Source organism: Ectopseudomonas khazarica (assembly GCF_004521985.1).
Classification (GTDB): domain Bacteria; phylum Pseudomonadota; class Gammaproteobacteria; order Pseudomonadales; family Pseudomonadaceae; genus Aquipseudomonas; species Aquipseudomonas khazarica.
Map to the genome: position 1 here is coordinate 279728 of NZ_SBHZ01000004.1, position 21872 is coordinate 301599.

The 21872-nt window shown below is 66.6% G+C and carries 17 protein-coding genes; 9 read left to right on the plus strand and 8 right to left on the minus strand.

The window, feature by feature from the left end:
- The first annotated feature begins 64 nt into the window (after nucleotides 1–64).
- Both betB and betA read left to right on the plus strand, forming a co-directional pair.
- Nucleotides 65–1537, plus strand: coding sequence for a betaine-aldehyde dehydrogenase (betB, locus tag EPK82_RS06915; RefSeq protein WP_037050004.1), 1473 nt, complete (start codon nucleotides 65–67; stop codon nucleotides 1535–1537).
- A gap of 119 nt (nucleotides 1538–1656) precedes the next feature.
- A complete protein-coding gene (betA, locus tag EPK82_RS06920) occupies nucleotides 1657–3363 on the plus strand; it encodes a choline dehydrogenase (protein ID WP_134676146.1) in 1707 nt (568 codons plus the stop codon).
- On the opposite strand, the gene torT is transcribed toward betA, so the two are convergent.
- Nucleotides 3352–4371, minus strand: coding sequence for a TMAO reductase system periplasmic protein TorT (gene torT / locus EPK82_RS06925; RefSeq protein ID WP_037050008.1), 1020 nt, complete (start codon nucleotides 4369–4371; stop codon nucleotides 3352–3354). The two genes, betA and torT, sit on opposite strands and share 12 nt — an antisense overlap.
- Before the next feature lie 129 nt (nucleotides 4372–4500).
- Between torT and mdtD the strand changes: the two genes are divergently transcribed.
- From mdtD to EPK82_RS06940, 3 genes are all read left to right on the plus strand, one after another.
- On the plus strand, nucleotides 4501–5922 hold the full coding sequence (mdtD, locus tag EPK82_RS06930; RefSeq protein ID WP_134676147.1) for a multidrug transporter subunit MdtD: 1422 nt from the start codon (nucleotides 4501–4503) through the stop codon (nucleotides 5920–5922).
- Between the two features lie 81 nt (nucleotides 5923–6003).
- Nucleotides 6004–7380 (plus strand): ATP-dependent RNA helicase DbpA, encoded by a 1377-nt coding sequence (gene dbpA, locus EPK82_RS06935; RefSeq protein ID WP_134676148.1) that lies wholly within the window; start codon nucleotides 6004–6006, stop codon nucleotides 7378–7380.
- Between the two features lie 42 nt (nucleotides 7381–7422).
- On the plus strand, nucleotides 7423–8658 hold the full coding sequence (locus EPK82_RS06940) for a GGDEF domain-containing response regulator (protein WP_037050016.1): 1236 nt from the start codon (nucleotides 7423–7425) through the stop codon (nucleotides 8656–8658).
- On the opposite strand, the gene EPK82_RS06945 is transcribed toward EPK82_RS06940, so the two are convergent.
- Complete coding sequence (locus tag EPK82_RS06945; protein ID WP_134676149.1) at nucleotides 8659–9390, minus strand: substrate-binding periplasmic protein; 732 nt, start codon at nucleotides 9388–9390, stop codon at nucleotides 8659–8661.
- A 192-nt stretch (nucleotides 9391–9582) separates the two neighbouring features.
- Here EPK82_RS06945 and EPK82_RS06950 point away from each other — a divergent pair, with 192 nt between their 5' ends.
- Nucleotides 9583–10767 (plus strand): BaiN/RdsA family NAD(P)/FAD-dependent oxidoreductase, encoded by a 1185-nt coding sequence (locus tag EPK82_RS06950; RefSeq protein WP_134676150.1) that lies wholly within the window; start codon nucleotides 9583–9585, stop codon nucleotides 10765–10767.
- Nucleotides 10768–10853: 86 nt separating this feature from the next.
- Nucleotides 10854–12671, plus strand: a complete 1818-nt coding sequence (locus EPK82_RS06955) for an SLC13 family permease (protein ID WP_134676151.1) — start codon at nucleotides 10854–10856, stop codon at nucleotides 12669–12671.
- 7 nt (nucleotides 12672–12678) lie between these two features.
- Here EPK82_RS06955 and EPK82_RS06960 read toward each other — a convergent pair whose 3' ends face one another.
- From EPK82_RS06960 to EPK82_RS06980, 5 genes are all read right to left on the minus strand, one after another.
- Nucleotides 12679–13437 (minus strand): substrate-binding periplasmic protein, encoded by a 759-nt coding sequence (locus tag EPK82_RS06960; RefSeq protein WP_244229870.1) that lies wholly within the window; start codon nucleotides 13435–13437, stop codon nucleotides 12679–12681.
- A gap of 105 nt (nucleotides 13438–13542) precedes the next feature.
- Complete coding sequence (gene ald / locus EPK82_RS06965; RefSeq protein ID WP_037050030.1) at nucleotides 13543–14664, minus strand: alanine dehydrogenase; 1122 nt, start codon at nucleotides 14662–14664, stop codon at nucleotides 13543–13545.
- 253 nt (nucleotides 14665–14917) lie between these two features.
- Nucleotides 14918–15601 carry a glutathione S-transferase N-terminal domain-containing protein gene (locus EPK82_RS06970; RefSeq protein ID WP_134676153.1) on the minus strand — a complete coding sequence of 228 codons (684 nt, stop codon included), beginning with the start codon at nucleotides 15599–15601 and terminating at the stop codon, nucleotides 14918–14920.
- Nucleotides 15598–16299, minus strand: a complete 702-nt coding sequence (locus EPK82_RS06975; RefSeq protein ID WP_037050036.1) for a glutathione S-transferase family protein — start codon at nucleotides 16297–16299, stop codon at nucleotides 15598–15600. The genes EPK82_RS06970 and EPK82_RS06975 overlap by 4 nt, the downstream gene beginning before the upstream one ends.
- Before the next feature lie 63 nt (nucleotides 16300–16362).
- The gene (locus tag EPK82_RS06980) at nucleotides 16363–16959 is read right to left on the minus strand and encodes a TetR/AcrR family transcriptional regulator (protein WP_244229872.1); all 597 of its coding nucleotides are present in this window, start codon (nucleotides 16957–16959) and stop codon (nucleotides 16363–16365) included.
- Between the two features lie 119 nt (nucleotides 16960–17078).
- Here EPK82_RS06980 and yccS point away from each other — a divergent pair, with 119 nt between their 5' ends.
- Nucleotides 17079–19262, plus strand: coding sequence for a YccS family putative transporter (gene yccS / locus EPK82_RS06985; RefSeq protein ID WP_134676154.1), 2184 nt, complete (start codon nucleotides 17079–17081; stop codon nucleotides 19260–19262).
- Between the two features lie 58 nt (nucleotides 19263–19320).
- Nucleotides 19321–21120 (plus strand): diguanylate cyclase, encoded by a 1800-nt coding sequence (locus tag EPK82_RS06990; RefSeq protein WP_134676155.1) that lies wholly within the window; start codon nucleotides 19321–19323, stop codon nucleotides 21118–21120.
- A gap of 4 nt (nucleotides 21121–21124) precedes the next feature.
- On the opposite strand, the gene EPK82_RS06995 is transcribed toward EPK82_RS06990, so the two are convergent.
- A complete protein-coding gene (locus tag EPK82_RS06995; RefSeq protein ID WP_208651098.1) occupies nucleotides 21125–21799 on the minus strand; it encodes a response regulator transcription factor in 675 nt (224 codons plus the stop codon).
- Between the last annotated feature and the right edge of the window lie 73 nt (nucleotides 21800–21872).

Here is a 21872-nt window from a genome sequence, read left to right on the forward strand (position 1 = left end):
TGATCGTTCAATTTAAATAAAATAGGCTGTTCTCAAGCAGATGACCGAATCCAGAGGACAGCCCATGCCCCGTTTCGCCGAACAGCAGCTCTACATCGGTGGCCAGTACGTCGCCGCCAGCAGTGGAGAAACCTTCGACAGCATCAACCCGGCCACCGGCGAGGTGCTGGCCAAGGTGCAACGTGCCAGTCAGGCGGATGTCGACCGGGCCGTGGCCTGCGCAGCCGAGGGCCAGAAGGTGTGGGCGGCGATGACCGCCATGCAGCGCTCGCGCGTGCTGCGCAAGGCGGTGGACATCCTGCGCGAGCGCAACGACGAGCTGGCCGAGCTGGAAACCCTCGATACCGGCAAGCCGCTCTCCGAGACCCGCTACGTCGACATCGTCACCGGCGCCGACGTGCTGGAGTACTACGCCGGCCTGATTCCGGCCATCGAGGGCGAGCAGATTCCGCTGCGCGACACCTCCTTCGCCTACACCCGCCGCGAGCCACTGGGCGTGGTCGCCGGCATCGGCGCCTGGAACTACCCGATCCAGATCGCCCTGTGGAAATCCGCCCCGGCCCTGGCCGCCGGCAACGCGATGATCTTCAAGCCCAGCGAGGTCACCTCGCTGACCGCCCTGAAGCTGGCCGAGATCTACAGCGAAGCCGGTCTGCCAGCCGGCGTGTTCAACGTGCTCACCGGCAGCGGCCGGGAGGTCGGCCAATGGCTGACCGAGCATCCGGGCATCGAGAAGGTCTCCTTCACCGGCGGCACCGTCACCGGCAAGAAGGTCATGGCCAGCGCCTCCAGTTCCAGTCTCAAGGAAGTGACCATGGAACTGGGCGGCAAGTCGCCGCTGATCGTCTTCGAGGACGCCGACCTGGACCGCGCCGCCGACATCGCGGTGATGGCCAACTTCTACAGCTCCGGCCAGGTGTGCACCAACGGCACCCGCGTGTTCGTGCCGCGCATGCTGCAGGCGCGCTTCGAAGCCAAGGTGCTGGAGCGGGTCAAGCGCATCCGCCTCGGCGACCCGCTGGCCGACGCCACCAACTTCGGCCCGCTGGTGAGCTTCGCGCACATGGAAAGCGTGCTCGGCTACATCGACAAGGGCCGCAGCGAAGGCGCGCGCCTGCTGATCGGCGGCTCGCGTGTGACCGACGGCGACTACGCCAGCGGCGCCTACGTGGCCCCCACCGTGTTCACCGACTGCCGGGACGACATGACCATAGTGCGCGAGGAAATCTTCGGCCCGGTGATGAGCATCCTCGTCTATGACGACGAAGAAGAAGTGATCCGCCGCGCCAACGACACCGACTACGGCCTCGCCGCCGGCGTGGTGACCCGCGACCTGAATCGCGCGCACCGGGTCATCCACAAGCTGGAAGCCGGCATCTGCTGGATCAACACCTGGGGCGAATCGCCGGCCGAGATGCCCGTCGGTGGCTACAAGCAGTCCGGCGTGGGCCGCGAGAACGGCCTGGTCACGCTCGGCCACTACACGCGCATCAAGTCGGTGCAGGTGGAGCTGGGCGACTACGCCTCGGTGTTCTGACCACCCGCCAGGGCAGGAGCGATCCGCACCTGCCCGAATTGCCGCCCCCTAGCCCCGGCCCTGATCCGGGGACAGTCACCCGCGTTCTCCCGGATAACCGCCGGGCAACAGGAGGAGCCATGCCTCAGGAATTCGACTACATCATCATCGGTGCCGGTTCGGCCGGTAACGTCCTGGCCACCCGCCTGAGCGAAGATGCGGACGTCAGCGTCCTGCTGCTCGAAGCCGGCGGCCCGGACTACCGCCTCGACTTCCGTACCCAGATGCCCGCCGCCCTGGCCTACCCGCTGCAGGGGCGCCGCTACAACTGGGCCTACGAGACAGACCCCGAGCCGCACATGAACAACCGGCGCATGGAGTGCGGGCGCGGCAAGGGCCTCGGCGGTTCGTCGCTGATCAACGGCATGTGCTACATCCGCGGCAACGCCCTGGATTTCGACAACTGGGCCAAGGCCAAGGGCCTGGAAGACTGGACCTACCTCGATTGCCTGCCCTACTTCCGCAAGGCGGAAACCCGCGACATCGGGCCCGACGACTACCACGGCGGCGACGGCCCGGTCAGCGTGACCACGCCCAAGGCGGGCAACAACCCGCTGTTCCACGCCATGGTCGAGGCCGGCGTGCAGGCCGGCTACCCGCGCACCTCCGACCTCAACGGCTACCAGCAGGAAGGCTTCGGCCCGATGGACCGGACCGTGACCCCGCAAGGTCGCCGCGCCAGCACCGCACGCGGCTATCTGGACCAGGCCCGCGAGCGGCCGAACCTGACCATCGTCACCCACGCCACGAGCGACCGCATCCTCTTCGACGGCAAGCGCGCCAGCGGCGTCAGCTACCTGCTCGGCAACTCGAACGACGCCCACACCGCCCACGCCCGCCGCGAGGTGCTGCTGTGCGCTGGCGCCATCGCCTCGCCGCAGATCCTGCAACGCTCCGGCGTCGGCCCCGCGGCGCTGCTCGGCGAACTGGACATCACCCTGGTCCACGATCTGCCGGGTGTCGGGCAGAACCTGCAGGACCATCTGGAGATGTACCTGCAGTACGCCTGCACCAAGCCGGTGTCGCTGTACCCCGCGCTGAAGCTGCACAACCAGCCGGCGATCGGTGCGCAATGGCTGTTCGGCGGCAAGGGTATCGGTGCCAGCAACCAGTTCGAGGCTGGCGGCTTCATCCGCACCCGCCCGGAGTTCGCCTGGCCCAACATCCAGTTCCATTTCCTGCCGGTGGCGATCAACTACAACGGCAGCAACGCGGTGAGCGAACATGGCTTCCAGGCCCACGTCGGCTCCATGCGCTCACCGAGCCGTGGCCGCGTCCAGCTCAAGTCCAAGGACCCGCGCCAGCACCCGAGCATCCTCTTCAATTACATGAGCAGCGAACAGGACTGGCAGGAATTCCGCGACGGCATCCGCCTGACCCGCGAGATTATGGCGCAACCGGCGCTCGATCCCTACCGCGGCCGCGAGATCAGCCCGGGCGCCGACGTGCAGAGCGACGCGCAGCTCGATGCCTTCATTCGCGAGCACGCGGAAACCGCCTTCCACCCGTCCTGCTCGTGCAAGATGGGCGAGGACGACATGGCGGTGGTCGACGGCCAGGGCCGCGTGCATGGCCTGCAGGGCCTGCGCGTGGTGGATGCGTCGATCATGCCGGAGATCATCACCGGCAACCTCAACGCCACCACCATCATGATCGCCGAGAAGATCGCCGACCGGATTCGCGGGCGCCAGCCCCTGCCGCGCAGCACCGCGCCCTACTTCGTGGCGGGCGAGCGTCCGGTACGCGAGGCGCCGCTGCGCAACGCCAACGACCGCCTAGTCGGGTAGTTCCTGGCGGATCATCCAGTGCCCCTCGGGCGGCATCAGCCGGCCGAGGTCGAAATGCCTGAGCGACGCGGCATCGAGCATCTCGATCTGCGGACTGATCAGCTGCGGCAGCTTCTCGCCGTGCAGGCCACGCACCGCCAGGTCCAGCGCGACGCGCGCCTGGATCACCGGCGAATCGGTCGGCGCGGCCAGCACCTGACCCTCGCGAATCTGCTCCAGCACCCGCTCGGTGGCATAGAAGGACAGCACCTGCGCCCCGGAACCGGTGTTGCGCACCAGCTGCGCAGCGAACGCAGCCGCTTCGGCATTGCCGATCAGGTAGTCGAGTTGCGGATGCTGCTTGAGCAGCTCGCGAACCAGCTTGGCCTGACGGCTGCGATCCACCGGTCCGTAGCCGCCATGGGCCAGGGTGATGGCCTTGCCAGCCAGCGCCTCGCGTAGCCCGCGCTCGGCATCCTGCACCCAGCCGGCATCGGCCGGACCTGGCAGCCAGCCGACCCGGATCGGCCGGCCGCCACTGACGCGCACCAGGTAGTCCAGCGTGGCGCGTGTCATGTCGGCGAAATCGACCCGCGAATGGGCACTGAGCCCCGTGCAGTCCAGGCGATTGATCAGATCGATGACCGGCCTTCCGGCCTGCAACTGCACTTTCGCGGCACTGCACAGGTCATAGGTGTTGATGCTGGCGACGACGAAGGCATCGGCCCCTTCGGCCACACAGCGGTCGAACTGTTCGAGCTGCACGTCGCCATGCTCGTAGCCGCCGGCTTCGTAGATGCCGAGACGCACACCCAGGCGCTGCGCCTCCTGATCCAGCCCCCAGGCGACGCCCCACCAGTAGCGGTCCTTGCCGTGCGGCAACAGCGCGCAGATTCGCCATGGCTGGGCTGCCGCCGGCAACGGCCGGTAGTCCAGCATGCGGCCATCGGCCTGAACCGGGTAGGGAAACCATTCCGCTGCCAGGAGCGATTGGCACGCGAGGGAAAGCCACAGGGATATCCAACGCATCAAGCCATCCTTAGCCCGTAACGGGCGATATGCCACTAGAACCAGCGTAGCACCCTCTCCGCCCCACGTTCGGGTTTGCCTGAGCGCTGGCGGCAGCCTAGAGTGAAGCGCGCAGATCACGAGAACAGCATGACCAGCCCCACCCCGCTCGATCCGAGTACCGCCCGCCTGCTGCCATGGATAGTCGCCATCGCCTTCTTCATGCAGACGCTGGACGGCACCATCCTCAATACTGCCCTCCCGGCCATGGCCCGCGACCTGGCCGAGGACCCGCTGCGCATGCAATCGGTGGTGATCGCCTACATGCTCACCGTGGCGCTGCTGATCCCGGCCTCGGGCTGGATCGCCGACCGTTTCGGCACACGGCGCATCTTCTTCGGCGCCATCGCCCTGTTCAGCCTGGGTTCGCTGTTGTGCGCCCTGTCCACCTCGCTGGGCATGCTGATCGCGGCGCGCGTGATCCAGGGCCTCGGTGGCGCCCTGATGATGCCGGTGGGGCGCCTGGTCGTTCTGCGCGCCTACCCGCGCTCGGAGCTGGTGCGCATCATGAGCTTCATCACCCTGCCCGGCCTGCTCGGACCGCTGATCGGTCCCACGCTCGGCGGCTGGCTGGTGGAAGTGGCCAGCTGGCACTGGATCTTCCTGATCAACCTGCCGGTCGGGCTGCTCGGTTGCTGGGCCGCGCTGCGGCACATGCCTGACCTGCGCGGCCCGGAACGCAGCCGCTTCGACACGACGGGATTCCTGCTGTTCGGCGCCGCCATGCTGCTGATCACCGTAGCCCTGGAAGGCCTCGGCGAACTGCACCTGCCGACCCTGCGCGTGGTCCTGCTGCTGCTCGGCGGCATGGCCTGCCTGGCCGCCTACTGGCTACGCGCCGGGCGAATCGAGCAGCCCCTGTTCGCTCCCTCGCTGTTCCACACCCGCAGCTTCGCCGTGGGCATCATCGGCAACCTCTTCGCCCGCCTGGGCAGCGGCGCGCTGCCCTTTCTCACCCCGCTGCTGCTGCAACTGGCGATGGGCTATTCTCCGGCTCAGGCCGGCATGAGCCTGATTCCCCTGGCCCTGGCCGCCATGGCGGTGAAGCCCCTGGCCAAGCCGCTGATCGAACGCATCGGCTACCGCAACATCCTCACCAGCAACACCCTGCTGCTCGGCGCCCTGATCGCCAGCCTGGCGCTGGTGGATGCCGGGACCTCGACCCTGCAACTGATCGTCCAGCTGAGCCTGATCGGCGCCTGCAACTCGCTGCAGTTCACCGCGATGAACACCGTGACCCTGATCGACCTGGACAACCGCGACGCCAGCAGCGGCAACAGCCTGCTGTCGGTGGTGGTGCAACTGGCGATGGGCCTCGGCGTCGCCTCTGCAGCCGCCCTGCTCAGTGGCTTCAGCCAGGAATTCGCAGGTGACGGCCAGGTGCTCCAGGCGTTCCAGGCCACCTACCTGTGCGTGGGCCTGCTGTCGATGCTGGCCGCCGCGATCTTCCTCCAGCTGGATCCCCGGGAGGGACGCGGCGGGCGGACCGTGCAGCTGCCGACGGACGACTGAAGAACTGCCGGCATCGTTACAGAAGCGCCGGACCCGGCCTGCTACACTGCGGCCCTGTTTCACCAGCCCCGAGCCCTTGCCGTGACCGCCAACGCCTTCGCCAGCCTTCCCCTTTCCGCCGCCATGCAGGCCAATCTCGCCGCCATCGGCTATGCCGAGATGACGCCCATCCAGGCCGCCAGCCTGCCGCTGATGCTCAAGGGCCGTGACCTGATCGCCCAGGCCAAGACCGGCAGCGGCAAGACCGCGGCCTTCGGCATCGGCCTGCTGCATCCGCTCAACCCGCGCTACTTCGGCTGCCAGGCCCTGGTGCTGTGCCCGACCCGCGAGCTGGCCGATCAGGTGGCCAAGGAACTGCGCCGCCTGGCGCGAGCCGCCGACAACATCAAGGTCCTCACCCTCTGCGGTGGCGTACCCTTCGGCCCGCAGATCGGCTCGCTGGAGCACGGCGCGCACGTCATCGTCGGCACACCGGGACGCGTGCAGGAACACCTGCGCAAGGGCACGCTGAAGGTCGACGGCCTCAACACCCTGGTGCTCGACGAGGCCGACCGCATGCTCGACATGGGCTTCGTCGACAGCATCAGCGAGATCATCGAGCAGACCCCGGCCCGGCGCCAGACACTGCTGTTCTCCGCCACCTATCCAGCCGGCATCGAACAGCTCGCCGCACGCTTCCTGCGCAACCCGGAGCGGGTCGAGGTCGAGGCACTGCACGACGACGGGCAGATCGAACAACGTTTCTACGAGATCGCCCCGGGCCAGCGCATGGAGGCGGTCAGCACCTTGCTGCGGCATTTGCGCAAGCAGCCGGTGGTGGCCTTCTGCGCCACGCGCCAGCAATGCGACGAGCTGGCCAGGCAACTGGAGGCGGAGAAGATTTCCGCCGCAGCCCTGCACGGCGACCTGGAGCAGCGTGAACGCGACCAGATCCTCGCCCTGTTCGCCAACCGCAGCCTCAGCGTGCTGGTGGCCACCGACGTCGCGGCGCGTGGCCTGGACATCGCCGGCCTGGAGATGGTGATCAACGTCGAGCTGAGCCGGGATGCAGAGGTGCACATCCACCGCATCGGCCGCAGCGGACGGGCCGGTGAGAAAGGCCTGGCCCTGAGCCTGGTGGCGCCGGCCGAAGCCGGCCGCGCCCAGGCCATCGAAGCCCTGCAGGGCAAGGAACTGGCCTGGTACCCGCTGCCCGCCGCGAAAGCCAGCGGTGAGCCACTGCTGCCGCCGATGCACACCCTGTGCATCGCCGCCGGGCGCAAGGACAAGCTGCGCCCGGGCGACATTCTCGGCGCGCTGACCGGGGACGCGGGCATCGGTGGCGACCAGGTCGGCAAGATCGCCCTGTTCGATCACCAGGCCTATGTCGCCGTTCAGCGCGACGTCGCCCGCAAGGCCCTGAGTCGCCTTGCAGAGGGCAAGATCAAGGGCCGATCTTTGCGTGTGCGTCTAGTGTAAGGCTGATATAAAGCATTAAATGGCCTGGGGCCGGAGTCACCCATGCGCAATATTCTGGTCATCGAAGACAGCCCGCTGGTACTGAAGATCCTCGAGCATCTGTTCCGCCAGGAACCGGATCTGGAGCCGATCTTCTGTGCCTCGCTGGCCGAAGCCGAAGTGATGCTGGACACCTCCTCCGACCTGTTCTTCGCCGCCATCGTCGACCTGCACCTGCCGGACGCGCCCAATGGCGAGAGCGTCGACCTGGTGATGCGCTATCACCTGCCCTGCATCGTGCTCAGTGGCAGCTACAACGAGCAGCGCCGCGACGAGCTGCTGATGAAGGGCGTGGTCGACTACGTGCTCAAGGAAAGCCAGCACTCCTACGAGTACGCCTTCCGCCTGTTGCACCGGCTCGATCACAACAGTCACATCAAGATCCTCATCGCCGACGACTCCGACGCCCAGCGCCACTACATCCGCCATATTCTCGAGCCGCACCACTACCAGATCATCGAGGCCCGCGACGGCAAGGAGACCCTGCGTCAGCTCAACGAGCATCCGGACCTCGACCTGCTGGTGCTCGATCACTCCATGCCCGGCGTCAGCGGCTTCGAGCTGGTCAAGCTGCTGCGGCAGAAACTGCGGCTCAACGACCTGATCATCATCGGTGTCTCCGCCGACCCCAAGGGTTCGCTCAGCGCCCAGTTCATCAAGCACGGGGCCGACGATTTCCTGCGCAAGCCGTTCTGCCCCGAGGAACTGAACTGCCGGGTGATGTCGACCCTGGAACGCCGCGACCTGCTGCGCGCCCTGAAGAAAGCCGCCGAATACGATGCCCTGACCGGGCTGAGAAACCGCCGTGCGTTCTACGAACAGGGCATGCAGATTCTGCAGCAGGCCCAGCGCGACAGCCGCCACATCAGCGTGGCGATGCTCGACCTCGATCATTTCAAGCAGATCAACGACGGCTTCGGCCACGCCAGCGGCGACAGCGCGCTGGTGGTCTTCGCCCGCGCTCTGAGCAGTTTTTTCCCGGACATGCTCCTGGGGCGCCTCGGCGGCGAGGAATTCGCCCTGCTCACGCTGCACGGCGCCGATCACGTGAACCAGGCACTGGAGAAGCTGCGCCAGCACTGCGCCGGCCTGCACTACGCCGTCGGGGCGCCGCCGCTGTCGTTCAGCGCCGGGCTGTATCACGGTGAACCGGAGGACCTGGAGAGCCTCCTGCACGAGGCCGATATCCGCCTGTACCGGGCCAAGCAGCAAGGCCGCGCCCGCACCGTTCTGGCCTGATCAGAAGCCGTGGCGGCGAAACGTCGCGGCGTAGCTGCCATCGTCGCGCATGGCCTGGATCGCCGCATCGAAGCGCTCGACGATCGCCTTGTGCTCGGGATGACTCAGGCGCACCAGAATGTGCAGGCCGTTCTCGCTCAGCGGCTGCGGCAGGAACTCCAGGCCATCACGCAGCATGCTCAGGCTGCGCCCTAGCTGATGCCGCGCCACCAGTTCATCCTCGAGCGCCAGCTCCACCCGCCCGGCGTTGAGCATGCGCGCGGCGATCTCGAAGCTGCTGACGCCGACCTTGTGCAGGTCCGGGTCGTTGTCGAATACCTTGGAGTAGGCGTAGCCCCTGACCACCGCAATGCTGTGCGGATAGAGATCGGCCAGGCGCTGAAAGCGGATATCGCCGCCCTTGCGCTGCAGGAAGCGGATGCGATTGATCAGGTACGGCTGCGAGAAATGACCGAACCGCGTGCGTTCCACGCTGTACCAGGCATTGATCAGCACATCGTAGTCGCCCCGCTTGAGCCCCAGCACGGCCCGCTCCCAGGGCACCTCGGCATAGTGGGTGCGGTATCCGGCACGCTCGAGGGCCTGCTCCACCAGGTCACTGGCCAGGCCGTTGCCGGGTAGCCGCTGATCGGTGAACGGTGGCCAGGGGTCGGCCACCAGCCGCAACGATTCGGCCGCTGCCAACGCAGGCAACGACATCAGCAGCAACAGCCAGGCGCGCAACAGGGGCATCGACGGCGGTCCATCCGGGGTGGGCCCCTGTAGTGATAGCAGCCCTGATGGCCAGCGTCACTGTCTCGCCCCTGACACAGCCACAAATGCCCTGGGATCTGCACACTTCGCCGCCATGCCGGCCTCGACCGCTTCGGGTAAACTTCGCGGGTTTTCGCGCAGCCGATCCTGCGCCAGCCAGGGGAATCTTTCGTGTTGCAAACCGAGGTACTGATCATCGGCGCGGGTGCCGCCGGCCTGATGTGCGCAGCCACTGCAGCGGCCCGCGGGCGCAAGGTGCTGGTGCTGGACCATGCCAACAAGGCCGGCAAGAAGATCCTCATGTCAGGAGGCGGGCGCTGCAACTTCACCAACCTGTACTGCGAGCCGGCCAACTTTCTCTCCGGCAACCCGCACTTCTGCAAATCGGCGCTGGCGCGCTTCACCCAGTGGGACTTCATCGGCCTGGTGGCCAAGCATGCTGTGCCCTACCACGAGAAGAAGCTCGGCCAGCTGTTCTGCGACCACAAGTCCAGCGACATCCTTGAGCTGCTGCTGGCCGAATGCGCCGAGTCAGGCGCCGAGATTCGCCTGAACACGGCCGTGCAGAGCATCGACAAGGCCGCACAGGGCTTCCTCCTGCACACCGACCTGGGCGACGTGGCCTGCCAGTCGCTGGTGATCGCCAGCGGTGGCCTGTCCATCCCGACCCTGGGCGCCAGCGGTTTCGGCTACCAGGTGGCCAGGCAGTTCGGCCATACGCTGCTGCCGACCCGCGCCGGCCTGGTGCCCTTCACGGTCACCGAACCGCAGCTCAAGGCACTGTGCACGGAACTGTCCGGCACCTCGGTGGAGGACTGCCGGGTCAGTTGCAACGGCCAGAGCTTCGTCGAGAACATCCTCTTCACGCACCGTGGCCTCTCCGGCCCGGCGATCCTGCAGATATCGTCCTACTGGCAACCCGGCGACACCCTGCATATCGACCTGCTGCCGCACATCGACCTGCCCGAATGGCTGGCCACGCAGCAGCGCGAGCGAGGCAACAGTGAGCTGAAGACCCTGCTGGCCGAGCTGTTCACCCGCAAGATGGCGACGCTGCTGGTCGACAGCTGGTTCGTCAACAAGCCACTGAAGCAGTACACCCCGGCGGAACTGACGGCGATCGCCGAGCGCCTGTCCGACTGGCAACTGGTACCGGCCGGCACCGAGGGCTATCGCACCGCCGAGGTCACCCTGGGCGGGATCGACACCCACGAGGTGTCCTCGAAGACCCTGGAGTCGCTCAAGGTCCCGGGGCTGTACTTCATCGGCGAGGTGCTGGACGTCACCGGGCATCTCGGCGGCTTCAACTTCCAGTGGGCCTGGGCCTCGGGCTACGCCGCCGCCCAGTTCGTCTAGCAGAAGGGCGGGAACTGCCGGGGCAGCGCGCACTCTGCTACATACAGCACATGCGCCCGTGCGCGCCACAAGGACAGTCCCGCCCCATGACCCTCGAACAAGGCCAGATCTTCGCCATTCTCGTCGCCAGCATGGGGCTGTTCATCTGGGGCCGCTGGCGGCACGATGTGGTGGCCCTCGGTGCCCTGCTGGCCTGTGTCATCGTCGGCCTGGTGCCCGAGCGCGAGGCCTTCACCGGCTTCGGCCACCCGGCGGTGATCACCGTGGCCTGCGTGCTGGTACTCAGCTACGGCCTGCAACGTACCGGCGCGGTCAACCGCCTGGCCCTGCGCCTGATCCCCAGTGGCTCCGGCGTACTGCTGTCGATCGCCGCCCTGACCGGCCTGGGCGCCCTGCTGTCGGCGTTCATGAACAACGTCGGCGCCCTCGCCCTGCTGATGCCCATCGCCCTGCAGATCGCCTCGCGTCTGGAAATGCCGCCAGGACGCATCCTCATGCCGCTGGCCTTCGGCACCATCCTCGGCGGCATGACCACGCTGATCGGCACGCCACCGAACCTGATCGTCTCCAGCTTTCGCGCACAGCACGGCGACGGCCCCTTCGCCATGTTCGACTTCAGCCCGGTCGGTGTCGCCGTGGCGCTGGCCGGCGTGCTGTTCATCACCCTGCTTGGCTGGCGCCTGGTTCCCAGACGCGAGGTCGGCAATGCCGCCAGCTTCGATACCGGCCACTACCTGACCGAGGCCCGGGTCAAGGAAGGTGGCGTGGCACAGGGCAAGACCCTGCGCGAGATCGAGCAGTTGCTCGACGAAGCCGACGCCCAGGTGGTCGCCATGGTGCGCAACAAGCTGCGCCTGAGCGCGCCCAACCCGCGCCGGGTGCTGCAGGCCGACGACGTGCTGGTGATCGAGGCCGACCCGGAGGAACTGGGTGAAGTACTCAGCCAGCTGGACCTGCTGCTGGAGGCCGCACGCGAGGCCGAAGAAGCGGAACAACGCGAGGAGCAGGACAACGACAAGGACGCGGAAAAGAAGGACAGCAACGGCGACGAACGCACCCTGCTGGAACTGCTGGTCAAGCCGGACTCGTCGCTGATCGGACGTTCCGCCAGCAGCACGCGCCTGCGCAGCCGCTACGCCATCAACCTGCTGGCCATCTCGCGCCAGAGCCATCGTTCGATCAAGCGCCTGCGTTCGACCCTCATCCAGAACGGTGACGTGCTGCTGATGCAGGGCAGCGCCGAGGACATCGGCGAGTTCGCCAACGACTACGGCTGCGTGCCCCTGGCGGCGCGCGCCATCAACATCCCCGACCCGCGCCAGGCCAACCTGGCCCTCGGCATCATGCTCCTGGCCATTGCCGCGGCGGCCTTCGGCCTGCTCTCTGCGGCGATAGCCTTCGCCACCGGCGTACTGGCCTACATGCTGCTGCGCCTGGTGCCCCTGCGCGCCGTCTATGAGGCCATCGACTGGCCGGTGATCGTCCTGCTCGGCGCCCTGATTCCGGTGGCCGGGGCGATGTCATCGAGCGGCGCAGCCGACCTGCTGGCCCGCCTGCTGATGGAGCACCTGGCCCAGGGCAATCCGATCATCGTCGTCACCCTGCTGCTGGTGGTGACCATGACCCTGTCGGACTTCATGAACAACGCCGCTACCGCCGCCGTGATGTGCCCGATCGCCCTGAGCGCCGCGAGCCAGCTCGGCGTCAGCCCGGATGCGCTGCTGATGGCCGTGGCCATCGGTGCCTCGTGCTCGTTCCTGACCCCCATCGGTCACCAGAACAACACACTGATCCTCAGCCCCGGCGGCTTTCGCTTCGGCGACTACTGGCGCCTGGGCCTGCCACTGGAGATTCTCGTGGTCGCGCTGAGCGTACCGATGCTGCTGTGGGTCTGGCCGCTGTAACGGTTCTTCAGGGCGGCAGCGGCAGGCCGGGCAGCCATTTGTGGTAGATGGCGGCGAAGCTGCCATCGGCCTTCATCGCATCGAGCGCCTGTTGCCAGCGCGCCAGCAATCGCGGGTCGGTGTCCTGCGAAAAGGCGATGTAGGAATCACTGTGCAGGAACACCAGCAGTTGCTCCACCTCCCCCACGGCCAGCCCGCCACCGTCGAGCAGGGCATTGAGGCTGAGGTCATCCAGCGCCATCAGCTTGACCCGGCCACGCTTGAGCATGCGTATTACCTGGTCCGGGCCCGCCACCGGATACAGGTTGGTGAAGCCATGCGCCAGCAGGTGCTGATGGCTGTACCAGTCACGCGGTACCGCGATCTTGCCCACCTGGCGGGCCTGCTCGAAGTCATCCAGCTGCAGCCCGTTCCTGCGCAGGGCATAGAAGGACGTGGTATTGCGCGTCAGCGGCCCGACCCAGTGAAACAGCTTCTCGCGCTCGGGGATGCGCATCGTGACGAACAACCCGGTATTCGGCCTGACCTGCGCCTGCTGGTAACCCCGTGCCCAGGGCACGACCTCGATGGGCGCCGTGTCGCCGGTGCGCCGCATGATCTCGAGCACCACCTCGGTGGCCAGACCGGTCGGCTTGCCATCGTCCCGGCTGAAGTTGATCGGCGGGTACTCTTCGGTATACAGCCGCAAGCCTTCGGCCTGCGCAACGCCCTGGAAACCGAAGCCAACGAGCAACGCCAACAACACATGCACATAGCGAGCGAACACGGCCGTATCCTCAAGCGCGAGATACCTCATTCAGCTTAGTCAGTGCACGCGCCGCCTGCCGCCAACGCTGGCGAACGGCGTGATACAGGACGACATCCCCTGCGGCTAGAGCTGCTCGAGCAGGCTGGCCGGTGAATGGAATTTCAACCCGTGCGCCTCGGCGACGCTGCCGCAGGTGATCACGCCGCGCGCGACATTGAGACCGGCAAGCAGATGCGCATCGTCCTCCAGCGCCCTGCGCGTGCCCTTCTGCGCCAGCGCCACGACAAAGGGCAAGGTGGCGTTGTTCAGCGCCAGGGTCGAGGTGCGCGCGACCGCCCCCGGCATGTTGGCCACGCAGTAATGCACGACATCGTCGACCACGTAGGTGGGCTCGGCATGCGTGGTGGCATGCGAGGTCTCGGCGCAGCCCCCCTGGTCGATGGCCACGTCCACCAGCACAGCCCCGGCCTTCATCCGCTTGACCATCTCGGCGGTGACCAGCTTGGGCGCCGCCGCGCCGGGAATCAGCACACCACCGATCACCAGGTCGGCGGCAAGCACCTGCTCGCGCACCGCCGCGCGGGTCGAGTAGAGCGTGGTGATGCGGTTGCCGTACTGGCTGTCGAGGCGGCGCAGGGCGTCCACGCTGCGGTCCAGCACGGTGACATCCGCCCCCAGCCCTACCGCCATCGCCAGCGCATGGCTGCCGACCACGCCGCCGCCAAGAATCACCACCTTGCCAGGCGCCACGCCCGGCACGCCACCAAGCAGCACGCCACGGCCGCCGCGCGCCTTCTCCAGGCAGCCGGCGCCGGCCTGGATCGACATGCGCCCGGCCACCTCCGACATCGGCGCCAGCAACGGCAAGCGCCCCTGTGCATCGGTGACCGTCTCGTAGGCAATACAGGTAGCGCCGCCGGCCATCAGCTCTTCAGTCTGCGGACGATCGGGGGCCAGGTGCAGGTAGGTGAACAGCGTGTGCTGCGGCCGCAGCTTGGCGCGTTCCACCGCCAGGGGCTCCTTGACCTTGACGATCAACTGCCCCTGCTGGAACACCTCGCTCGAATGGCTGGCGATCTGGGCGCCCGCCTCACGGTAATCCTCGTCGGCGAAGCCGATGGCCGCACCGGCCTGGGTCTCGACCCATACCTCATGCCCCAGGGCCGTCAGCTCGGCAACCGATTGCGGCGTAAGGCCGACGCGATATTCGTGGTTCTTGATTTCCTTGGGTACGCCGATTCGCATGACCGTCTCCAACCATTGCGGGCCAACAACCTCAAGTCTAGGAAAACGTGCGGCAGCTCACAGGAAAATCCATGAGAAATTTCGGCGCCGGCGTATTGATGGGGGAAGCCATGCGGACCGCGAGGCGCCAGACCGAGAGCAATCAGGCGCCACGCAGCGGTAGCCGCTGACGGGTCCGAAGGAGAAACTCCAGCCGGCCAGACAGCGCGTGCCGGACGAGGCCCGGCACTCGGGTTCGCCGGTACGGCTACCGTCACTGCCCGAACAGCAGCTTGCGCGCTTCGGCGGTCAGCAGTGCCTGGGGGTCTTCGTTGACCTTCTCCACCAGCGCATAGGCCCGTTGCACGGCCGGGCGTGCGCCGATGCGTTCGAGCCAGGCGGCCATGTTGGGGAAGTCCTCCAGCCGCTGCCGCTGCATTTCCCACAGCTTGGCCCAGGGATAGATGGCCATGTCGGCGATGGAGTAGTCGCCCGCCACGTACTCGCGCCCGGCCAGCTGGCGATCCAGCACGCCGTACAGTCGCGCGGTCTCTTTCACGTAGCGCTCGATGGCATAGGGAATCGGCTCCGGCGCGTAACGCACGAAATGGTGGTTCTGCCCCGCCATCGGTCCGACACCGCCCATCTGCCAGTACAGCCACTGCAGGACCTCGAAGCGGGCACGCGTCTCGCTCGGCAGGAACTGGCCACTCTTGTCCGCCAGGTATTCGAGGATCGCCCCGGACTCGAACAGGGCGATGGGCTCGCCGCCGTCGGCCGGGGCATGATCGACGATGGCCGGAATGCGGTTGTTCGGTGCGATCTTGAGGAATTCGGGGGCGAACTGCTCGCCCTTGCCGATATGCACCGGGCGCACGCTGTACTCCAGCCCGGTTTCCTCGAGCAGGATGCTGACCTTGTGACCGTTCGGGGTGGTCCAGTAGTAAAGGTCGATCATTGGCTTTCCTCCACTTGGGTCGGGGCCCGCCTGACCGGGCCGTGAGTGCTTTCGTAAGCCTGCAGAATGCGCGAGAACCAGGCGCCGAAGGCCGAATCATCGGCCCAGGGCTGCACGCCCAGGCACCAGGCCCAGAACATCAGCCCGGCCAGCAGGTAGTCGCAACCACCTGCTTCCTGGCCATCCAGGTACGGCTGCTCGCTCAACCAGCTCTCCAGCGGGGCGATGGCCTCGCGAAACAGCCGCTCGCCGCCTTCCGGGTCGGCGAACGCCTCCAGACTCATGCCCAGCGCCTTCTCCCGGGTGCTGCGGAAATAGTCACGGTCGACCGGGTCGATCACCTGCCAGACGCGTGGCACCAGCATCTTCAGCAGCGGCATGCGCACCGCATGGAAGCTCAACTTCTCGACCAGGCGTGCCCGTTGGCTCGCCTGCGCGTCGCCCAGCAAGGGCTGCGCCGGGTAGCGTCGGTCGAGGTAGGCGAAAATGGCCAGGCTGTCGTTGATCGTTTCGTCGCCATCGGTCAGCACCGGCACCAGCTTCTGCCCGGAGAAGGCGATCGCCTCCTTGTCGGTGAAGTGAATCGGCCGGCTCTGCCAATCCAGCCCCTTGTGGGCCAGCGCCAGACGCACTCGCCAGCAGTAGGGTGAGAACAGCAGCTCGCGGTCGGCACCGCACAGTTCGAACAATTCCCGCATATCGCCTTCCTTTAAGAACCAATCAGTCCAAAATTAAGCGAACGAAGCCCCGCACAGGCGTCTTCATACGCTGTTCAAGCTCGCCATCACCACCGCCACGGTGGTTCGAATCGATGCGGCGGGCAGCCCCGACTTGACCTGGGTGCGCAGCCCGCTCATCACGCATTGCAGATAGCCGGCCAGCGCCACCCGATCGTCACAGCCGCTCAGCTCGCCGCAAGCGACGGCGCGTTCCAGCGCCTGTTCGAAAACCTGGCAGATACCGGCCGTGGCCTGCTGCAGGACCGGCACCAGGGCCGGCTCCGACAGCGAAAACTCGTTGGCCACGTTGACCAGCATGCATCCACGCGGCACGCCATCGGGCCCATCGTCCTCGAGCACGCTGAGCAGACGCTCGCGAATGAAGCCCAGCGGTGATGCGCCGGCGGCCAGTTGCTCGAGCATCAGGGCACGACGCTGCGCCACGTACAGGCTGAACGCGGCGACGAACCAGGCCTGCTTGCTCGGGTAGGTCTGGTACAGGCTGCTCTTGGACAGGCCGGTGGCTGCCTGCAGGTCCTGTAGCGACGCGGCTTCATAGCCGCGCTGCCAGAACAGTTGCATGGCATTTTCCAGCGCCCGGTCCGGGCAGAAGCTCTTGGGGCGTCCACGTGTCGTCATGCCGCGAACTTTAGAACCGATCAGTCCATAAATCAATCCCACCCCTGCGCGACGTCGCCGATATCCAGTGACCGCCGAGTTCCGGTAGGCTGCTCGCATCTTCTGCGATCAGGTCCGCCATGCCCCGTCCACGCCTTCGCCAATCACTGCGCCGCCTCTGGGCGCTGGACAAGTTCAGCGCCAGCCTGCGGGTGTTCATCGCCCTCGCCGGCGCACTGGCACTGTGTGGCTGGCAGGGCTGGACGCATGCGCTGATCCCGCTGTTTCTCGGCATCATCGCCAGCGCCCTGACCGAGACCGATGACAGCTGGCAGGGGCGCCTGGGCACGGTGCTGGTGACGCTGGTCTGTTTCAGCGCGGCGGCCTATGCCGTCGAGTGGCTGTTCCCTTATCCCTGGCTGTTCGTCGCCGCCCTGGCCCTGTCGGCGTTCTGCCTGACCATGCTGGGTGCCCTTGGCGAGCGCTTCGCCACCCTCGGCTCCGGCACACTGATTCTCGCGGTATACAGCATGATCGGCGTGGAGCAGCGCGGCGGCGTCGCCGGCCTGTGGCTGGAACCCTTGCTGCTGGTGGCCGGTGCGGCCTGGTATGGCGTGCTGTCGGTGATCTGGCAGGGATTGTTCGCCCATCAGCCGATCCAGCACAGCCTGGCCCGCCTGTTTCGCGAGTTGGGCAAGTACCTCAAGCTCAAGGCGGCGCTGTTCGAGCCGCTGCGCCAGCTCGATGTCGAGCAGCGACGCCTGGCCCTGGCGCAACAGAACGGCCGGGTGGTGTCGGCACTCAACGCCGCCAAGGAGATCATTCTGCATCGGGTCGGCAATGGCCGCCCCGGCCCCAAGGTCAATCGCTACCTGAAGCTGTACTTTCTCGCCCAGGACATTCACGAGCGCGCCAGCTCGTCACACTACCCCTACAACGAACTGGCCGAGGCCTTCTTCCACAGCGACGTGCTGTTCCGCTGCCAACGCCTGCTGCGTTTGCATGGCGAAGCCTGCCAACGCCTGGCCGGCGCCATCGAGCTGCGCCAGCCGTTCGAGTACCGCGAACTGTGCAGCCAGGCCCTGGAAGACCTGCACGCCTCGCTCGATCACCTGCACCTGCAGAGCAACCCGGCCTGGCGCCACCTGCTGCGCTCACTGGGGGCGCTGGCCGGCAACCTGGCCACCCTCGACCAGTTGCTCGGCAACGCCAGCAATCCCGACGCCCTGGCCGACGAGCAGGACAGCAGCCTGCTGGACCGCGAGCCACATTCGCTGCGTGAAGTCGGGGAGCGCATCAGCCAGCAGCTCACCCCCACCTCGCTGCTGTTCCGCCATGCCCTGCGCCTGTCCATCGCCCTGGCCGCAGGCTATGGCCTGCTGCACCTGATCCACCCGACGCAGGGCTACTGGATCCTGTTGACCACGCTGTTCGTCTGCCAACCGAACTACGGCGCCACTCGCCTCAAGCTGGTGCAGCGCATCGCCGGCACGCTGCTCGGCCTCGGCATCGGCTGGGCGCTGTTCGACCTGTTCCCCGACCCGCGCATCCAGGTGCTGTTCGCGGTGGTCGCCGGGGTAGCGTTCTTCGCCACCCGCAGCACGCGCTATACGCTGGCCACGGCGGCAATCACCCTGCTGGTGCTGTTCTGCTTCAACCAGATCGGCGACGGTCACGGCCTGTTCATGCCACGCCTGATCGACACCCTGCTCGGTGGCCTGCTCGCCGGCCTGGCGGTGTTCCTGATCCTCCCCGACTGGCAGGGTCGGCGCCTGGGCAACATGCTGGCCAACACCCTGAGCTGCAACAGCGCCTATCTGCGGCAGATCATCGCCCAGTACGCCCAGGGCAAGCGCGATGACCTCGGTTATCGCCTGGCGCGGCGCAACGCGCACAATGCCGACGCCGCACTGTCCACGACCCTCGGCAACATGCTCATGGAGCCGGGGCACTTCCGCAAGGACGCCGACCTGGGCTTCCGCTTCCTGGTGCTCTCGCACACCCTGCTCAGCTACCTCTCGGGACTCGGCGCACACCGCGGCGAGCAACTGCCCCAGGCGACCCAGGCCCAGTTGCTGGAACAGGCCGAGAAACTCGCCGGCAGCCTGGACGACATCGCCGCCGGCCTGCGCGGCGAGCGGCCACTGGCGATCCACAGTGACGAGGAGCAGACCCTGGCGCAGAACCTGGAGCAGATCGCCGATGACGCCGACGAGCGCCAGCGCCTGGTACAGACGCAGTTGGCGCTGATCTGCCGCCAGCTGGCACCGTTGCGGACCTTGGGCGCGCACCTGCACAAGGACGCCCGAACCCCGAGGCACTAGCTGTCACGGGAGGCTTTCTGCCACTATTCGTGGCATGCCGGTTCTCCAGGCCCAGCCCATGCCCGCCAATCGACGCCCCACCGCTGACTTTTCGGTCTCGCTGCCGGGCCTGCTCATGGTGCTCTGCCTGCTGCTGACCGGCCCGGCGGCACACGCCGAGATGCGCCTCGCCGAGCACACGCCGACGCAGGACCTGTACGGCCAGGTCGACTTCCTGGCCGATCCGCAGGGCACATCGAGCCTGGCCGACGTCATGCGCAGCGATGCGCCATTCCACAGCTCGCTGACCCGACGCGACCTGAGCTTCGGCTATGTACCCGGCGTGATCTGGTTGCGCCTGCCGCTGCTGTCGGAGGCGAAGCACACGCGCACCTGGCGCCTGGAGCTCAGCTACGCCTCGCTGGACGAAGTGCGCCTGTACGATGTCGGTGCCGACGGCATCCGGCAGTCACGCAGCGGAGACACCGTGCCCTATGCGCAGCGCAGTGTCGGCCACCGCAACCCCGTGTTCGACATCGTCCTGCAACCGGGAGAGCGCCGCACGCTGTACCTGCGTGTCGACTCACGCGGCAGCATGACCCTCAGCGGCAGCCTGATGTCGCTGCGCGACTTCGAACAGCACAGCCAGATTGGTTACCTGGTGCATGCCATCTACTTCGGCGTGCTGATCGCCTTGGGCCTGTACAACCTGCTGCTGTTCCTGGCACTGCGCGAGCGTCCCTTTCTCAGCTACGTGTCGTTCATGTTCGCCTTCGCCCTCAGCGTGCTCTCGCTGAACGGCCTCGGCGCCCAGTACCTGTGGTCGCAGGCTGCCCCCTGGAGCAATCGCATGCTGCCGGTCAGCCTGACGCTGGCGGCACTGCTCTCGGTGGTATTCGCCCGTAGTTTCCTCGACACCCGCCAGTGGCTGCCGCGCTGGGACAAGGGGCTGCTGGTGCTATGTGCCGCCATCGCCGCTGCCGTGCTGGCGACCATCGTGCTCCCCGTGCAACGGGCCCTGCAGCTCATGTCACTGACCGGCCTGAGCGCCACCCTGACCCTGCTGCTCACCAGCTTCGTCTGCGTCGGCTACCGGGTACCCGGTAGCCGTCTGTTCGCCCTGGCCTGGTTGATGCTGCTGAGCGGCGCGGTGCTGCTGGCGCTACGCAATTTCGCCCTGATCCCATCGAACTTCCTCACCCTCTACTCCATGCAGATCGGCTCAGGGCTGGAGATGATCCTGCTGTCCTTCGCCCTGGCAGCACGCTTCAACGAACTGAAACGGCAACGCGAAGCGGCCTTGCAACTCAACGAGCAGGTGCTGGCCAAGCGCGTGACCGAACGCACCCAGGCGCTCGAGCATGCCAACCTGCGCCTCAGCGAGCTGGCCATGCAGGACCCGCTGACCGGCCTGGCCAATCGCACTGCCCTGCAACAGCACCTGGAGCAGGCCCTGGCGCGCAGCAGCAGGCGCAACGAGCTGTTGGCGGTGATGCTGATCGACCTGGATGGCTTCAAACCGATCAACGACCAGCACGGCCATGCCTTCGGTGATCAGGTGCTGGCCGAAGTCGCACGGCGCATGCGCCAGTACGTTCGCGACGTCGACCTGCCCGCCCGGCTCGGCGGCGACGAGTTCGTGGTGGTCTGCGAGAACGTGCAGTCGGCCGACGCGGCGCAGGACCTCGCCAGGCGTTTGCTGGAGGGGCTCGACACCCCCATGTACCTGGAGGGTCGGGCCGTACGGGTCGGTGCCAGCATCGGTGTAGCCCTGACTCAGGGTCACGAGGATGCCACCGGCCTGATCCGCCAGGCCGACAGTGCCATGTACCTGGCCAAGGCCCAGGGCCGCAACCGCGTCTGCCTGGCGCAGGCCTGACGGATCAGGCCTTGACGCACTCTTCCAGCTGCTCCGGCATGCAGTTCTCGAGCAGCCCCATTTCTATCGAATAGCGGATCAGCTCGGCGTCGCGTTCCAGCCCCAGCTTCTGCATGGCGGTAGTCTTCTGCGTACTGATGGTTTTCTTGCTGCGATGCAGGCACTCAGCAATCTCGTTGACCTTCAGCCCCGAAACGAACAGGCGCACCACTTCCAGCTCGCGCGGGCTCAGCACACCGAAGCCGGCCCTGCGTGAGCTGTTGTTCATCAGCGTGGCGATGCGCGGTGACAGGTAGCGCCCCTTGGCCATCGCCACCTGGATGGCCGGCAGCAGATGGCTGAGCGGGTCGCGCTTGCTGAGGATGCAGGAAATACCCGACGAAGCCAGTGCATGGAGGATGCTCGGATTCTCCTGCATGGTCAGCACCACGATATTGAGGTCGGGATACTTGCGCCGGATCAGCTGGAACAGGCTCAACCCACCGCTGTGCCCGGCGGCGGGGAGGATATAACCCGAAAGCAGCACATCGAAGTCCTGGTCATGGCCTTCGAGCCGCTCCAACAAACGCGCCGGCCCCTGCACCGAGTCCACGATGGAAACAGCATGGCTGGCAAACAGCGTCTGCCTTATACCGGCACAGACAACGGGATGGTCGTCCGCGACCAGCAAGCGAATCATGTCGTTGTTCATTGTAAAAACCCTATCTCTGATGACAGTCCCTGTCGCAGGCTTGCCCGGCGTGCCTCAGCAG

What these genes read in the sequence shown, in the direction of transcription:
- EPK82_RS06940 (WP_037050016.1), top strand. Translation starts at nt 7,423, where the DNA reads ATGCGCAATATTCTGGTCATCGAAGACAGCCCGCTGGTACTGAAGATC.
- EPK82_RS06980 (WP_244229872.1), bottom strand. Translation starts at nt 16,959, where the DNA reads ATGACGACACGTGGACGCCCCAAGAGCTTCTGCCCGGACCGGGCGCTG.
- yccS (WP_134676154.1), top strand. Translation starts at nt 17,079, where the DNA reads ATGCCCCGTCCACGCCTTCGCCAATCACTGCGCCGCCTCTGGGCGCTG.
- mdtD (WP_134676147.1), top strand. Translation starts at nt 4,501, where the DNA reads ATGACCAGCCCCACCCCGCTCGATCCGAGTACCGCCCGCCTGCTGCCA.
- EPK82_RS06945 (WP_134676149.1), bottom strand. Translation starts at nt 9,390, where the DNA reads ATGCCCCTGTTGCGCGCCTGGCTGTTGCTGCTGATGTCGTTGCCTGCG.
- EPK82_RS06975 (WP_037050036.1), bottom strand. Translation starts at nt 16,299, where the DNA reads ATGCGGGAATTGTTCGAACTGTGCGGTGCCGACCGCGAGCTGCTGTTC.
- betA (WP_134676146.1), top strand. Translation starts at nt 1,657, where the DNA reads ATGCCTCAGGAATTCGACTACATCATCATCGGTGCCGGTTCGGCCGGT.
- ald (WP_037050030.1), bottom strand. Translation starts at nt 14,664, where the DNA reads ATGCGAATCGGCGTACCCAAGGAAATCAAGAACCACGAATATCGCGTC.
- EPK82_RS06995 (WP_208651098.1), bottom strand. Translation starts at nt 21,799, where the DNA reads ATGATTCGCTTGCTGGTCGCGGACGACCATCCCGTTGTCTGTGCCGGT.
- torT (WP_037050008.1), bottom strand. Translation starts at nt 4,371, where the DNA reads ATGCGTTGGATATCCCTGTGGCTTTCCCTCGCGTGCCAATCGCTCCTG.
- EPK82_RS06955 (WP_134676151.1), top strand. Translation starts at nt 10,854, where the DNA reads ATGACCCTCGAACAAGGCCAGATCTTCGCCATTCTCGTCGCCAGCATG.
- EPK82_RS06970 (WP_134676153.1), bottom strand. Translation starts at nt 15,601, where the DNA reads ATGATCGACCTTTACTACTGGACCACCCCGAACGGTCACAAGGTCAGC.
- betB (WP_037050004.1), top strand. Translation starts at nt 65, where the DNA reads ATGCCCCGTTTCGCCGAACAGCAGCTCTACATCGGTGGCCAGTACGTC.
- EPK82_RS06990 (WP_134676155.1), top strand. Translation starts at nt 19,321, where the DNA reads ATGCCCGCCAATCGACGCCCCACCGCTGACTTTTCGGTCTCGCTGCCG.